This is a genomic window from Rhizobium bangladeshense (genome assembly GCF_001662075.1).
Classification (GTDB): domain Bacteria; phylum Pseudomonadota; class Alphaproteobacteria; order Rhizobiales; family Rhizobiaceae; genus Rhizobium; species Rhizobium bangladeshense_B.
In genome coordinates this window covers 301,566-316,072 of the sequence record NZ_LYPL01000004.1, presented here as the reverse complement: position 1 = coordinate 316,072, position 14,507 = coordinate 301,566, and the positions used below count along the sequence as shown (strand labels likewise).

Annotated in this window: 14 protein-coding genes and 1 pseudogene; 13 read left to right on the top strand and 2 right to left on the bottom strand. The window is 58.7% G+C overall.

The annotated features are described in order from the left end of the window. Positions 1 to 169: 169 nt before the first annotated feature. Positions 170 to 1,009: pseudogene (dnaE2, locus tag A7X77_RS11380) on the top strand (error-prone DNA polymerase); the annotation flags it as partial. Between the two features lie 204 nt (positions 1,010 to 1,213). Here dnaE2 and A7X77_RS11375 read toward each other — a convergent pair. Then, the gene (locus tag A7X77_RS11375) at positions 1,214 to 1,501 is read right to left on the bottom strand and encodes a hypothetical protein (RefSeq protein WP_064683014.1); all 288 of its coding nucleotides are present in this window, start codon (positions 1,499 to 1,501) and stop codon (positions 1,214 to 1,216) included. 612 nt (positions 1,502 to 2,113) lie between these two features. Here A7X77_RS11375 and A7X77_RS11370 point away from each other — a divergent pair. The 4 genes from A7X77_RS11370 to A7X77_RS11355 all read left to right on the top strand — a co-directional run bounded on the left by A7X77_RS11370 (position 2,114) and on the right by A7X77_RS11355 (position 4,951). Next, a complete protein-coding gene (locus tag A7X77_RS11370) occupies positions 2,114 to 2,941 on the top strand; it encodes a type IV toxin-antitoxin system AbiEi family antitoxin domain-containing protein (RefSeq protein WP_064683013.1) in 828 nt (275 codons plus the stop codon). Beyond that, positions 2,938 to 3,798, top strand: a complete 861-nt coding sequence (locus A7X77_RS11365) for a nucleotidyl transferase AbiEii/AbiGii toxin family protein (protein ID WP_064683012.1) — start codon at positions 2,938 to 2,940, stop codon at positions 3,796 to 3,798. Before A7X77_RS11370 ends, A7X77_RS11365 begins: the two co-directional genes overlap by 4 nt. A gap of 35 nt (positions 3,799 to 3,833) precedes the next feature. Continuing rightward, on the top strand, positions 3,834 to 4,355 hold the full coding sequence (locus A7X77_RS32220) for a hypothetical protein (RefSeq protein WP_245293741.1): 522 nt from the start codon (positions 3,834 to 3,836) through the stop codon (positions 4,353 to 4,355). 377 nt (positions 4,356 to 4,732) lie between these two features. Beyond that, positions 4,733 to 4,951, top strand: a complete 219-nt coding sequence (locus tag A7X77_RS11355) for a helix-turn-helix domain-containing protein (RefSeq protein ID WP_064683010.1) — start codon at positions 4,733 to 4,735, stop codon at positions 4,949 to 4,951. Positions 4,952 to 5,262: 311 nt separating this feature from the next. Here the strand turns inward: A7X77_RS11355 and A7X77_RS11350 are convergent, their stop codons facing one another. Then, entirely contained in the window at positions 5,263 to 5,481 is a 219-nt protein-coding gene (locus A7X77_RS11350; protein WP_064683009.1) for a hypothetical protein, read from the bottom strand. 457 nt (positions 5,482 to 5,938) lie between these two features. Between A7X77_RS11350 and msuE the strand changes: the two genes are divergently transcribed. The 8 genes from msuE (at position 5,939) to A7X77_RS11310 (ending at position 14,259) form a co-directional block, all read left to right on the top strand. Beyond that, on the top strand, positions 5,939 to 6,526 hold the full coding sequence (gene msuE / locus A7X77_RS11345) for an FMN reductase (RefSeq protein WP_064683008.1): 588 nt from the start codon (positions 5,939 to 5,941) through the stop codon (positions 6,524 to 6,526). A gap of 22 nt (positions 6,527 to 6,548) precedes the next feature. Beyond that, positions 6,549 to 7,652, top strand: a complete 1,104-nt coding sequence (gene sfnG, locus A7X77_RS11340; RefSeq protein ID WP_064683007.1) for a dimethylsulfone monooxygenase SfnG — start codon at positions 6,549 to 6,551, stop codon at positions 7,650 to 7,652. 141 nt (positions 7,653 to 7,793) lie between these two features. Then, positions 7,794 to 8,708, top strand: a complete 915-nt coding sequence (locus A7X77_RS11335) for an ABC transporter ATP-binding protein (RefSeq protein ID WP_064683006.1) — start codon at positions 7,794 to 7,796, stop codon at positions 8,706 to 8,708. Next, on the top strand, positions 8,708 to 9,604 hold the full coding sequence (locus A7X77_RS11330; protein ID WP_064683005.1) for a branched-chain amino acid ABC transporter permease: 897 nt from the start codon (positions 8,708 to 8,710) through the stop codon (positions 9,602 to 9,604). Before A7X77_RS11335 ends, A7X77_RS11330 begins: the two co-directional genes overlap by 1 nt. 3 nt (positions 9,605 to 9,607) lie before the next feature. Then, on the top strand, positions 9,608 to 10,648 hold the full coding sequence (locus A7X77_RS11325; RefSeq protein ID WP_064683004.1) for a branched-chain amino acid ABC transporter permease: 1,041 nt from the start codon (positions 9,608 to 9,610) through the stop codon (positions 10,646 to 10,648). A 99-nt stretch (positions 10,649 to 10,747) separates the two neighbouring features. Next, positions 10,748 to 12,082 (top strand): ABC transporter substrate-binding protein, encoded by a 1,335-nt coding sequence (locus A7X77_RS11320; protein ID WP_064683003.1) that lies wholly within the window; start codon positions 10,748 to 10,750, stop codon positions 12,080 to 12,082. Between the two features lie 121 nt (positions 12,083 to 12,203). Further along, on the top strand, positions 12,204 to 12,986 hold the full coding sequence (locus A7X77_RS11315; protein ID WP_064683002.1) for an ABC transporter ATP-binding protein: 783 nt from the start codon (positions 12,204 to 12,206) through the stop codon (positions 12,984 to 12,986). Between the two features lie 25 nt (positions 12,987 to 13,011). Beyond that, positions 13,012 to 14,259 (top strand): SfnB family sulfur acquisition oxidoreductase, encoded by a 1,248-nt coding sequence (locus A7X77_RS11310; protein WP_064683001.1) that lies wholly within the window; start codon positions 13,012 to 13,014, stop codon positions 14,257 to 14,259. The last annotated feature ends 248 nt before the right edge of the window (positions 14,260 to 14,507 follow it).

Here is a 14,507-nt window from a genome sequence, read left to right as displayed (position 1 = left end):
CCCCCGCCTCGGCTTCTTGATGAGGCTATTACCTTGGTGGCCTTCCTTTTCTTCCGGAGAAAATCAAGGAAAAGCAGCGTTTAGCCGGTTCGATCCAAGGTTGGAGTCAAATCGGGTCGGCCAGTTGATGGCCGCCGCGCCGCGCGTTAAAAAAATCGAAGACGGATAGCTGCGAGAATTCGTAGTTTTGGAGGTCTTCCCTTTGGTCTCTCGACGTAATTTCGCTCTGGAGGGAGAGCGCCGCCATGCTGTCCGCTTGGGCATGCGCTTGCTGCGTGGACTAGCGGCGGTCGACGCAGCACGCATAGTGGCTGCCCTTGCCGATCACCCCTTCGACAGCATCGATGACACGTGGGCGCGCACGAGCGTTTCGGCAGCATCGTTGGTCGATCTGGCGGAGGCCGATCCTTTCCTGCCATCGTTCGACGTTCAGCGACGGGATGCGCTGTGGGCGATCAAAGCTTTGCGCGACGAGCCGCTGCCGCTCTTTGTTGCCGCGGCCGAGAGCGAGATGAAGACGATCGCCGAGCAGCAGAGGCCTGATGTTAAACTCCGGCAGATGACAGATGAGCGCAACGTGATCCAGGACTACACCCCTATCGGCTTGACTCGACGCGAGCACCCGATCGCGTTTTTGCGCAAGGATCTTGCCGCCCGAAGCATCGTCACCTGCGGAGAAGCCATGTCGGCTCGAGATGGCCGTTGGTTGATGACCGCTGGTCTTGTTCTGGTCTGTCAAATGCCCGGATCGGCAAAAGGCGTGATGTTTCTGACGATCGAGGATGAGACAGGTCCGGCGAACCTCGCCTGGCCGAAGCTCTTCGAGCGACGCCGGCGCATTGTACTTGGATCGAGCATGACGGCTATCAATGGCCGAATCCAACGGGAAGGGGAGGTCGTGCACATCATAGCCCAACAGCTCTTCGATTTGTCGGGCGACCTATCCGCCTTGGCGGATCGTGATGGGGAGTTCAAACTGGCGACGGGTCGCGGTGACGAGGCTTGTCATACCGCTAGATCCCACGTTTAATACCGCACCTCGACCTCTGCTACGAATTGGCGATGGCCGCGGCTTCTATAAGTTGGAGGGTGTTCGGCGGCGGGACAATCCTGTCGCCGAAGTCTAAGCCGACGCACTTCACGTCGGAGGACATCGGGCCACAATCAAGCAGCTGCGCCCAGCACAGTACGTTCAGGGATTATAACGGACTGGCTAACCTTTGGTGAAGTCGCTTAAGAAATTGTCAATTTCGTCGATCGGCTGCGGTCCGGGATCGGAAGGCAACTTGGCGCCCCTGGCAAGCGCACGCCGCTTGAGTTCGGAAGCTTGTTCTCGCAGGAACCCAAGATACCGTTCCCGAACCTCTTGCATTTCAATTTCGCCGGCGATCCATTGTTCGATCCATACGAGGAAACGGGGATCCTCCTCCGTCGGCAATCCCGCGCGACGGAGACGATCAAAGGCTTTTTGCGCGGCAAGGCGTCGTTGTTCGCTCTTCATAACCTTTGCTAATATCCGATTCGGCAAAAGAAAACGTGGCCGACATCTCCGGCGAACCGTAAGCGAAAATCCGCCTACGCCGAACACATTCTGATATGCATCCGTTGCACCCTTTCCGTGAAGACATCGTCTGTTGGTCGAAAAGAGCTGGGATCATTGCGAAGTCAATTCGATCGCCGCCAAAATGAAAACCAGGTATTCCACGTTGGGTAGATCACCAAAACGGCCGCCGGTGTCGTCCGTTCAGTATCGCAGCTTGATCGAACCCGGGCCTGCTACCGCAAACTAATATCTCCGGTTCAGAACACGATCAGGCTTTTTGGATCACGCTTTCGCTGCGGGCATGCCGCAGACTTCAAGAGCTACCGCTGGTTGCATCGCCGCGTGTCTTCTAAGGAAAAACGCGGGCGTCCGTGAAGACGTAGCGTCGCCCTTCGCTTTGGCGAGGAGTCCCTTCCGGCGCGCAAAGCGAAGGTCCGCGCAAGGCTGGATTTGCAAGCTATGGAGAAAAATCACGTTGGAAAATCCGCATGTAGCGCGGATATTTGAACATGAATTAATCAGCAAAACAAAGCGTGTTGCAATTTCTGCACATAGAGCGGATAATTGGACATGATTCACGATAAACGAGCCGCGCTTTCCGCCTATACATCAAACTTGCTCTCCCAGGGGCGGGTGGTTTTTGATGGCCGAGAGGCGATCGAAGCGCTTGGCATCAATCGTGGCGCGTTCCTGGACTCAGCCGAGCGTTTGCAGCGTCGAAAACTACTCCTCAACCCGCGCCACGACTTCTATATCGTGGTCCCTCCACAATTCATGTCATTGGGCGCTCCGCCACCAACCTGGTACATTGACGCGCTGATGCGCCATGAGGGGAATTCCTATTATGTCGGTCTGCTTAAGGCTGCCGAACTGCACGGTGCCACGCATCAGGCCGTGATGGAGTTTCAAGTCGTGGCGGCCAAACGGCTCCCCAAGATCAGGGCCGGCCGCAATCGCGTCGTCTTCTACTACCGAAAGGATATGGAGACCGTCGCCGCGGGCGTTGTCGACAAGAAAACCGAGACAGGTTCGATGAGAGTGTCGTCACCAGCTCTCACAGCGCTCGACATTCTGCGGTATTCTCGTGGCGCCGGCGGTCTTGATAACATCTTCACTGTCCTCAGGGATATCGCGCCGCAGATTGATTTCGAAAGCCTGACCAACCTGTCGCGCGTCACCGAACGGCCGGTCGTGCAGCGCCTCGGCTACCTTCTCGACAGGCTGGGTCACGGCCCACGCCTGGCGTCGATGCGTACCGCCTTGGAAGACCGCGGCAACCTGCCCTGGACGGAGCTGGACCGCAAAGAAGCCGGCGATCCCGACTTTTCTACTGAAGTGCTCGAGCGCGACCCGCGTTGGCGGGTCAACGTCCGCCGCTATCCAGAGGCCGATGAATGATACCAGCTCAGAATATTGTCGCGTGGGGCAATGTCGCGCCTTGGGCCGATCAGCGTCAGATCGAACAGGATCTGATTATCAGCCGGGCGGTGGTCGCGATATTCACCGACCCCTTCTTGCGCGAAGCCTTGAGGTTTCGCGGCGGCACAGCCCTCAACAAACTGCACTTCCCGGCTCCGCTGCGCTACTCGGAAGACATTGATCTCGTGCGCACAGAGGCCGGGCCGATCGGCCCGGTCCTGGACGCCTTGCGTGTCGTCCTCGAGCCGTGGCTTGGACACGGTCAGTACGAGTCAAGTCCGGTCGCACCCAAGTTGAAATTCCGGATTGAGGCCGAGGACGGCGGCGGCGTCCCCATCCGCCTCAAGGTCGAAACCAACATCAGCGAGATCGAAGCGTATGATCCGCCGATCGACTTGCCGTTCGGCGTGGCCAATCCATGGTTCACCAGGAATGCGTCCGTCCCGACATTCTCCCGTGAGGAAATGTTGGCCACCAAGCTGCGCGCGCTGCTGCAGCGGGAGAAGGGTCGCGATCTCTATGACCTGGCGCATGGCCTGGAGACGTTCGAGGACCTGAATGTGGAGAAAGTGGCCGATTTTTTTGGCCGCTACGTCGCACTTTCGGGCCAAGTCATCACGCGGGCACAGGCTGAGCAACGGATGTTCGCGAAGCTTGCCCGGCCGCGCTTTCTGACCGACATGCAGCCATTGCTTCCGACGCAGCAGGCCGAAGCGCTGACTGGCCAAACGACCCTCCAGTCATTTACCAGCGTTTTTGCGGCATTCATCGAACGCTTGCCCGGTGGCCCGTGGTTACGCACCGCTGAAATGCGCAAGCGCTTCGGCGTGGTGTAGAGACATGAATTGGAACGATGCGAGGGTGGCCTGGGATGAGCGACGGAACGAGAGAAGAGGAGCCGCCGACGCACTATCTTCGCCAAGACAAGATGGGTCCGGCACGCAGGTGTGGCGTATCCAAAGACTCTGAGGCAGTGAGGCTAGGTGTTTCCAATCCCGAGCAGGGCGCGGGGACCTATATTAAAAGGGGCAAACGGGCCTCGATTTGGGCGGCATTTCGAGAAGACACTCCTTGTTTTACTCCTGGCGGACCCGAGACCGGGCGGTTTCGTCGCCTCGATCTCCCGCCAGCTCACTACTATCGTCGCATCTCCAGGCCGATAAATGGCAGCTTCGCCCATCCTAAAAACCCCGGCGCCGGCGAAGAGCGCGACACGATTGCCGTAGGTGCTGGTCAAGCGCGCGCTCTGACGCACCATCTCGATCGCATCTGCCAAACCGTCCATCCCCATACCGAAACGCTGGGTGTTTACGGTCACGAAATCCGCAACCTGCTGATCCTTGCAGCGACCGAGGTCGAAGCGCATTGGCGGGGGCCTGGTCGCGAACGGTAGGTCGGGCCGGAAACTCAACACGAACGACTATGTGCGGTTGCTACCGGTCATGCGCCTCGATCAATATGCGGTCGGCGCTTGCGCCGGCTTTTTCCCCCAACCGCCCGGAGCGCATGTCTCTCAGGATGCTGGGTTAGTTGTTAGCTCTCAATTGGGTGGCCCTCGCGTCAACCTGCTAGTGCGCGCCAATCACGATCGCAGGGAAGGGACTCAAGGGTCGTCCACTCCTTCACCACCTCGGACCTGTACTCCATCGCACAAACTGCTAGAAAGAGCGCCCGCGGAAATTGGAGAAATCGTCCGCTACCGGACGCGGACGGTAGCGGTGGAACTAGAAACCCGTTTGTTTTCCGGCCGCCAGAAGGAAGCTCAAAGATATGAACATGGCCTCGAAGATTGCGAAATCCCCTGTTTTCCCATCCATTGGCGCGGTGCTTGCAGAGGCTCGTCAGGCTCGCGGCTATTCTTTGGACGACCTCGCAGAAACCACTGGTCTGACTGTGGCCGAGGTGACAGCTCTTGAGAGCGACAAGGATTTTGACGCGTCGAGGATCCGAAGGATCGCGGCCGCCCTGGGAGTTTTAGACAAAATTTGAAACACGCGTCGCGCTGAAGTCGTTACGCAGCTGCCATAAGGAGGGTGCCTGCAGCAGCTCGCCGGGGTACGGGACGCGCTTAATGGGAAACCCTTCAACGCTCCTATAGCTTGTAGGGCCATCCAGGCTTCAGACTCAGCCGGGCTGGACGCTTCCGCCTACTCGGGTGACGCGAATAAATTGGCTAGCGCCTGAAGTCATTCGTCCCACTCTTGCTCTGAAGAGTCGCGTGCGCGTCAGCTTGACCGCAATGGTGGAAACCAGCCACGCGATCATCGCAGCACGGTGATCAATGAGCGATCTAACCGAAATTATTTTTCCACCAATCGCAACACTGGCGGCGCGCCATATGAGTTGAACGTCTTGAGGTCGACTTGAACCATCGGGCCACGCGGCGTGTGCATGGTGAGGGTGCTGATATCGACGTCAATACCGGATTTGTGTACGTCGCGGATTGCGTCATTCATTTGTTGAAGCGCTGTACCGAGTCTTTCCTCAGCATGCTTCTGTCTCGTGAGGTAAGGTGTCATGGTTGACCTGATTGTTTGCTGCTTGTGTCGCTTATGCGTTTATTCGGGATAGCGCTACATATAGATAGGCGTTTCGGGCATACCATCGAGCATGCTCCTCTTTAGTCTAGGAATGGTGGCCGGTCGCCAAGTAACTGCAATGGCATTTCGGCCTTTTTGACTTTCGGATTATTCCGCCGAAGGGCCGGAGGCGGGGCGAAAATATGCCTCCCGGTCGTGGCGAGAGCTCCTTTATCGCTCCAGCACCAGCGCAACCGATTTGGCATTGGCAGTTCTTCGCTCTCGCCATGGCCTCTAGCTTGTTAGGCCACATAGAACGCCACACTAAAGTTTTTATTTCGTCCAGTTGACCCCATTTCAGGATGAGAATCCATGATTGAAAGAAATATTGGCATCATGTCGTTATCATAAATTCACTAAATCGGTAGACTAAGGCGACAAATGAGGTGTCGCCGACATGAAAATCCTGGGTCTTGCTGGAAATGTAAAACGACCATCGCGAACTGCCTCCCTAGTGGAAGCGACCGTGGCGGCAGCCAGATCGAAGCTGGGTCTCGACGGGCGAACCATAGAACTGGTTGACGCTGCCCCCATTCTCTTCAAGGCGCTTCGATCCGATCAGCTGGATGCGGAGGGTAGGGCGATCATCGACGCAGTTGAGGCGGCTGATGTGCTGGTTGTCGGGTCGCCGGTCCACCGGGCGTCGTATACAGGCGCCCTCAAGCATCTTTTCGATCTTGTCGACTACCGGGCACTTACCGGAAAGCGGGTCATTCTCGCTGCTACAGGCGGCACACCGTTGCACGGTTTGATGACTGAACATCAGCTGCGCCCGCTGTTCGGCTTCTTCAACGCACTGACGCTGCCGACGTCGATCTACGCCACCGAAACCGATTTCGCGGATTATGAGATAACCAGTCCAGTAGTTCGCGAGCGCATCGAGCGCGCCGTTTCAGAACTGGCGCAGGTCCTGCCGGTCTCCGATCACACCGCTGCCGCTCGCGCTCATGGAATCCGTCCAGCGCTCGTCGCCGCGTCAGCCTAGCCGTTTCAAGAGGGAGTGTATCATGTCCTATGCCAGCAGAGAGCCGGTCAAATTCGCCTACTGGGTCCCCAATGTTTCGGGCGGACTCGTCATATCCAACATCGAGCAGCGTACGAGCTGGACAATCGACTACAACAGAAAACTGGCGCAGATCGCCGAAGCCAGCGGTTTCGACTACGCGCTGAGCCAGATCCGATTCACGGCCGGCTATGGCGCCGAATTCCAGCATGAATCTGTCTCCTTCAGTCATGCGCTGCTGGAATCGACGACGACACTGAAAGTGATCGCTGCAATTCTGCCCGGGCCATGGAACCCGACACTGGCGGCCAAGCAGATTGCGACGATCAATCACCTCACCAATGGCCGTGTCGCCGTCAATGTCGTCAGTGGCTGGTTCCGCGGCGAGTTCCACGCGATCGGCGAGCACTGGCTGGACCATGATGAGCGCTACCGCCGATCGGAGGAATTCATCCGGGCACTGCGCGGTATCTGGACCGAAGACAATTTTACGTTCCACGGCGATTTCTATCGCTTCAACAATTATTCGCTGAAGCCCAAGCCGATTGATCCGCAGCCGGAAATCTTCCAGGGCGGCTCTTCTCGCGCTGCGCGCGACATGGCATCGCGTGTTTCCGACTGGTATTTTACCAACGGCAACACGCCAGAGGAAATCAGCAAGCAGGTTGCCGATATTCAAGGTAAAGCAAAAGCGAACGGCCACTCGGTGCGCGTCGGCGTCAATGCCTTCGCAATCGTGCGCGAGACTGAAGAGGAGGCCCGCGCCGTTCTGGCCGAGATCATAGAAAAGGCCAATCCCGAGGCCGTCAACGCCTTCGGCCATGAAGTGAAAAATGCCGGAAAATCCTCGCCGGAAGGTGAGGGGAACTGGGCGAAATCCTCTTTCGAGGACCTGGTTCAGTACAATGATGGTTTCCGCTCCAATCTCATCGGCACACCCCGCCAGGTCGCCGAGCGAGTTATCGCCCTGAAGCGCGCCGGCGCCGACCTCATCCTTCTCGGCTTCCTGCATTTCCAGGAAGAGGTCGAGTATTTCGGCAAGCACGTCATCCCGTTGATCCGCGAGTTGGAAGAAGCCGAAACGGCGACGGCAGTCGCCGCCGAGTAATCGCAACATGTTGTCGGCCGGAAAGCCGGCAGCCTCAAAACAATGACAGGCCAAGAACTGGGTGGTTCGTGGAGGGATAGCGTGCGCCGGTGAGTCCAGCTGGGTTCGTGGCGCGCCATCGAAAGCAGGGGCGTGCACACTATGACATTTGCCTTCGGAGGCTTGGGAGCGGCGCCGTTTCCGCCGGACGTTCAGGAGCACTTGGCAGGCTTGGACAGAGGAACAGGCGCGGCCTGGACGTCGCCCATTGAAGCCGGCGCAACGGACGGCATCGTTCTGGAGCTGGCCGGCATCGCTCTGTCCTTCGGTGGCGTCATCGCCCTGAAGGATATCGATCTGTCCGTACGGCGCGGCGAAATCCTCGCCATTATCGGGCCTAACGGTGCTGGCAAGAGCTCGATCATCAATGTGATCAGCGGCGTATACCGACCCGATCGCGGTTATGTGTGGCTCTCTGGGCGGCGCCATGCCCAGGTCCCGACGCAGAAACTTGCCCGTCTCGGCATTGCTCGCACGTTTCAAAACCTGGCCTTGTTCAAGGGTTTGAGCGTTCTCGACAATGTCGTGGTTGGACGAGCGCATAAGACGCGGTCCAGCTTCGTCGAACAGATCGTCGGCCTCGGTCGAGTCCGCACGGAACAGAGGGATGCCCGCAGTCGGGCTTTGGAAGTGCTCGAGTTCCTCTACCTTTCGCATGTTGGTGATCGTCTCGTCGGTACACTGCCTTATGGTCTGCAAAAACGGGTGGAATTGGCGCGCGCGCTGGTGGCCGAGCCCGATATCCTGCTGCTCGACGAGCCGATGGCCGGCATGACGGCGATGGAAAAGAACGAGATGGCCGATTTCGTGCGCGCCGCACGCGATCGTTTCGGTACGACAGTCGTGTTGATCGAACACGATATCGGGGTCGTCATGGACCTCTCCGACCGCGTCGCCGTGCTCGACTTCGGTCGCAAGATCGCCGATGGAACACCCGACGAGGTCCAGCGCGACCAGCGCGTGATCGATGCCTATCTCGGTGTCGCCCCTGAGAACGAAAACGGGGAGGGCATCTGATGGCCGATTTCGACTGGCTGTTCTTCACTGAGGTCCTCGTCGGCGGCCTTCTCTCCGGCGTCATGTATTCGCTGGTCGCGATCGGTTTCGTGCTGATCTACGAGGCATCCGGCGTTCTCAATTTTGCGCAAGGGGCGATGCTTCTGTTTGCGGCGCTGACCTTCGTCAGTCTGACGGAACGCGGCATTTCCTTCCCGCTGGCATTCGCGATCACATTCGCGATCATGGTCGTTATCGGAATCGCCGTCGAGCGGACGGTATTGCGGCCACTGACCAACAAACCGCCGATCACGCTCTTCATGGCGACGCTCGGCCTCTCCTACATCATTGAGGGGGCTGCCCAACTGATCTGGGGCACGCAGGTGCATGGCCTTGATCTTGGTATCGAGGATGTGCCGTTCGATGTCGGTGGTGTCTACATCAGTCAATTCGACATCTTCGCAGCCGTTGTTGCCTCCTCGATGGTGCTGCTACTCTCTGTCTTCTTCCGATACACCCGCATCGGGCTTGGTTTTCGCGCTGTCGCAGACGATCAGTTGGCGGCGCTCGCCGTCGGGTTGAGGCTGCCATGGATCTGGGCGACGGTCTGGGCCGCTGCAGGTCTGGTGGCGCTGGTCGCTGGTCTGTTGTGGGGAGCCCGCGTCGGAGTGCAATTCTCCCTGTCGCTGATCGTTCTAAAGGCCTTGCCGGTTCTGGTCCTCGGCGGGTTTGATTCGATCCTAGGCGCGATCGTCGGCGGATTGTTGATCGGTGCGTCCGAGAAGCTGGCGGAGGTCTATATCGGCGAATATTTCGGCGGCGGTATCGAAGGCTGGTTTGCCTATGTCATCGCGCTCGCCTTCCTCCTCGTGCGCCCTTCCGGCCTATTCGGCCAGAAGCTTGTGGAAAGGGTCTGACCGATGTCCACGATCACCTACGATCTTCCAGTATACCGCTTCCCCGCGCGCTGGGCGACGCCATTGGCCTGGCTTGCCATCTCCTATGTCGTTGTGCCGCTTATCGGGTCCGACTATCTGTTCGAGGCTATCCTGCTTCCATTCCTGGCGCTCAGCCTCGCCGGTTTGGGGCTCAATATCCTGACGGGCTATGCCGGGCAGGTCTCGCTCGGAAGTGCTGCCTTCATGGCTGTCGGCGCTTTCGCGGCGTTTAACTTCAATCTTCGCGCCGACGGTCTGCCTTTAATCGTCAGCATGGTTCTAGCTGGTTTTGCGGCGGCCGGCATCGGCCTGGTATTCGGCCTTCCCAGCTTGCGCCTCAAGGGCTTTTACCTTGCGGTGTCGACGCTTGCCGCTCAGTTTTTTGTGCAGTGGGCGCTGACCAAATTCAGCTGGTTCTCCAATGATTCCGCATCCGGCGTCATTGATGCGCCTCAGCTTTCGGTTTTCGGTCTTGTTTTCGATGGGCCGGTCGGACGATATTATTTCGCGCTGACGGTGGTCGCCGTCATAACTTTGCTGGCCTATCGGTTGGTGAATTCGCAGACCGGCCGCAATTTCATCGCCGTGCGCGACAATGAGACAGCGGCACGGATCATTGGCGTGCAAGTGCTGAAAACCAAGCTTCTGGCCTTCGCAATCTCCTCCTTCATCATCGGCATCGCCGGCGTCCTATGGGCGTTCGCCTATTTGCGCACTGTCGAGCCCGCCGGTTTCAATCTCGACCGATCGTTCCAGGTCCTGTTCATCGTCATCATCGGCGGACTTGCCTCGATCCGCGGTGCCTTTTTCGGAGCGGCGCTGATCGTCGTGTTTCCGTTGGTCCTGTCACGGCTTGGCTCCTTCCTGCTCGGCGATATCTTCAATTCGGGCGTGCTGGATATGAGCCAGCGCATCGTGCTCGGCGCGCTCATCATCCTCTTTCTGATCCTCGAACCGGATGGGCTCGTCGCCCTGTGGGATCGGGTCCGAAAACGAATCGGCGCCGCCATCGTGCGGTCCTAATCGAAACGGAGCCATCAAGGCTCTCGAATGCCAACAGCCTTCATCAGATCAACCCGGACCGGCGCCTTGCTCCGGTCGATACCCGGAGTATGTCCAAAAATGACGATCCTTTCCAAATTCAAGATTGCGGCTCTTGCCGCCGGCCTCGCCTTTTCGGTGGCCATGCCTATGGCCCATGCTGACGAACAATATTTTCCGCTCCAGAGCTATCGCGTCGGCCCCTACGCTGCCGGCGGCACCGGCTTCTTCGGTGGCTTCATCGATTATCTGAACCTGATCAACACGCGCGACGGCGGCGTCAACGGCGTTAAGCTGACATGGTCGGAAGCTGAAACGCAGTATGAGGTCGAACGTGGCGTCGAAGCGTACGAGCGCCTGAAGAGCAACCCGAACGTTGCCGCCTGGAACCCGCTTTCCGTCGGCATTGCCTATGCGATGATCGATCGCATCACCGCAGACAAGGTACCGTTGATCACCATCAACCATGGCCGCACGGATTCGACCGATGGCCGCGTTTTCCCCTATGTTTTCCCGCTGCTGCTCAATCCCTACAGCGAAACTTCCGGCATCGTGAACTATATCGCTTCCAAGGAAGGCGGGCTCGAAAGCCTGAAGGGCAAGAAGATCGCCGTGCTCTACCACGGCTCCCCCTATGGCAAAGAGACAATCCCCATCTACGATCTGCTGGCGAAGAAATACGGATTCGAGCTGCAGCAGATCGAGGTGCCGCATCCAGGCAACGAACAGCAGTCGCAGTGGCTGACGATCCGGCGCGCCAAGCCAGACTACGTCGTCCTGCGCGGTTGGGGCGTGATGAACCCGGTTGCGCTGAAGACCGCAGCCAAGGTGGGCTTCCCGGCGGATCACATTATCGGAAACGTCTGGTCCAACTCAGAAGAAGACGTCATCCCCGCTGGTGATACAGCCAAGGGCTATACGGCGATCACCACACAGGCTTCGGGAGCCGAATACCCCGTCGTTCAGGAGATCGTCAAAACGATCTACGACGCCGGCAAAGGGAACCTGGAAGACAAGAAGCGTATTGGCTCGGTCTACCACAACCTCGGTATCGTCAACGGCATCCTTAATGTCGAGGCAATCCGCACCGCACAGGAGAAGTTCGGCAAGCGGACGCTGACCGGCGACGAGGTCCGCTGGGGCTTCGAACACCTTCAGCTCGATCCGGCGCGTGTCGAGGCGCTCGGCGCCAAGGGCCTGTTCCACTCGATCAATGTCACCTGGGATAACCATGAGGGCAACGGCTACGTGACTTTTCAACAGTGGGACGGGAAGAAGTGGAACGTCGTCTCTGACTGGATCGCGCCGGACTGGGCACTGTTGCGGCCCATCATCGAGAAGTCTTCCGAAGCCTACGCGGCCGAGAAGGGCATCAAGCTGCGCACGGCGGCGGACGCCGAGGCGGCGACCAACTGATCCCTTCAAGCCGCGCCTGATAACAGGCGAGGCTTGAAGAACCGGGCGCGAGGGTGGTGCCTCCCTCTCCAACCTCGCGCCTTCTCTCAATCCGGCCTTTTAAGGCAAGAGGAACACGATCATGGCTCTGGAAACCACCCTGCTTGCGGTCGATGGTCTGAAGGCGACGTACAATAACGCCATCACCGCGCTCGACGGCGTCGGTTTCCACCTGGCGCGCGGTGAAATCCTGGCGCTCCTTGGCGCCAACGGTGCGGGGAAGACGACGACACTCAAGGCGTTGTCCAATCTGCTTCCAGCCGAACGTGGGCAGGTCGTTTCCGGCAGCATCTGCTTCGACGGGCTCGATGTCCTGCGCACAAGTCCTGCTGCACTGGTGCGTGCCGGTCTCGTGCAGGTGCTTGAAGGTCGCCATTGCTTTCGCAGCCTGACAGTCGAGGAAAACCTTGTCTCCGGTGGGCTTGGCCGCGGCAGCACGCGCGCTGAGATCGCCGAAGATATCGAGAAGGTCTACACACGTTTTCCCAGGTTGAAGGAAAAGCGTCGCGCACTTTCCGGCCTGACCTCTGGCGGCGAACAGCAGATGACGGCGATCGGCCGGGCGCTGATGTCGCGGCCGCGCCTTCTACTTCTCGACGAGCCATCCATGGGATTGGCGCCGCTCGTCGTCCAGGACATTTTCCGGACGCTGCGCCACCTCAATCGCGAAGAGGGTCTTTCCATCCTTTTCGCGGAGCAGAACTCCGCAATCGCACTGAAACATGCCGATCGGGCCATGATTCTCGAAAACGGCGCCCCGGTGCTGATCGGTGACGCACAGGATCTGCGCGGGCGCGACGATATCAAGTCTTTCTACCTCGGCAAGAGAGCCGTGGCTCCCCCCATCCCGGCCGTTGTCGGCTAACCACAATTCAAGAGGAGACACCACCATGACCCTTTCCACTATTAATACCGAGTATGCCGCAAAAGCTGTGCCCCCTGTTCCGCGCTCCTCGGAACCAGCCCACATCGTCAAAACCGATGCCGAAGCGATTGCCATTGCCAAGACACTTGCGGCAGAGTTCATCAAGGATTCGGCCGTGCGCGACCGCGACCGCATCTGGCCGGTGAAGGAACTGGACGCGTTTTCGCAAAGCGGTCTCTGGTCGATCAACGTGCCGAAGGCGTTCGGCGGTCCCGAAGTCTCCTACGCGACGCTTGCAAGGGTGATCGAGATCATCTCGGCCGCCGATTCATCGATCGGGCAAGTTGCGCAAAACCACCTGGGCGTCGTGGCCGCGATTCGGACGGTTTCGGGCCCAGCCCAGCAAAAGCTGTTGTTCGCCGAAGTGCTGAGGGGCACGCGCTTCGGCAATGCCTTCTCCGAATTCGGATCCAAGCGCGCGGTGGATTTCGAAACCAAGTTCATCGATGCCGGCGATCATGTCGTTGTCAACGGCCAGAAATTCTACTCATCAGGCGCGTTGCTCGCGCATCTTGTGCCGATCGTTGCACTCGATAGCGAGGGCAGAGCCTGGTATGCGATTGCCGAGCGCGATGCGCCAGGTTTGACTGTCATCGACGACTGGTCCTCCTTCGGCCAGCGTACCACGCTGTCGGGGACGGTCCTGCTTGACAATGTCAAAGTGCCGAAGACGCATGTCGTGCCCGGCTACAAGGGGTATGAGGTGCCGACTGCGGACGGCGCGATCTTCCAGATTATCCAAGTGGCGGTCGATACGGGTATCGCGCAGGCCGCGATAGACGAGACCGTTAGCTTTGTGCGCACCAAGAGCCGCGCCTGGGTGGATTCCGGCGTCGACAACGCCTGGGATGATCCCTACACGATCCAGGCGATCGGAGATTTGACGCTACGACTGCATGCTGCGCAGGCGCTGCTTGAAAAGGCAGGATATGCCATTGACCGGGCGATTCTGGATCCGAATGCGGAGACCGTTGCGGAAGCGCAGATCGTTACCGCCGAAGCGAAGATCCTCTCCACTGAAATTGCGATTGCGGCCACGAACAAGTTGTTCGAGCTGGCGGGAACGCGCTCAACCCTTGCGGAGCACGGGCTTGATCGCCATTGGCGCAATGCCCGCACCCATACCCTCCACGACCCAGTCCGCTGGAAGTATGCTATCCTGGGTAAGTATTTCCTGAATGGCGAGAACCCACCTCTCCATGCCTGGAGCTGAGGTTTCCGATCCGCAAAGCATCCCGTGGTCGGTGCTTTGCGGATTATGCTTTGCAGCGCTTAGAAGATAGTAGGCGGCTTTCGCCTTCGTCTATGTTTCAGAACGTCCCGCGGTCTCGCCGCCAGGCAATATTGAAGGCCTCAATCTTCAGTTCGCGGGGCAGAGCTACTCGTTGAAAGCGCCTGGACGAATCAGTTTGCGTGCCGCCTCCACCGAGGCGCGATCAACATTGTCTGCCGATCACATTG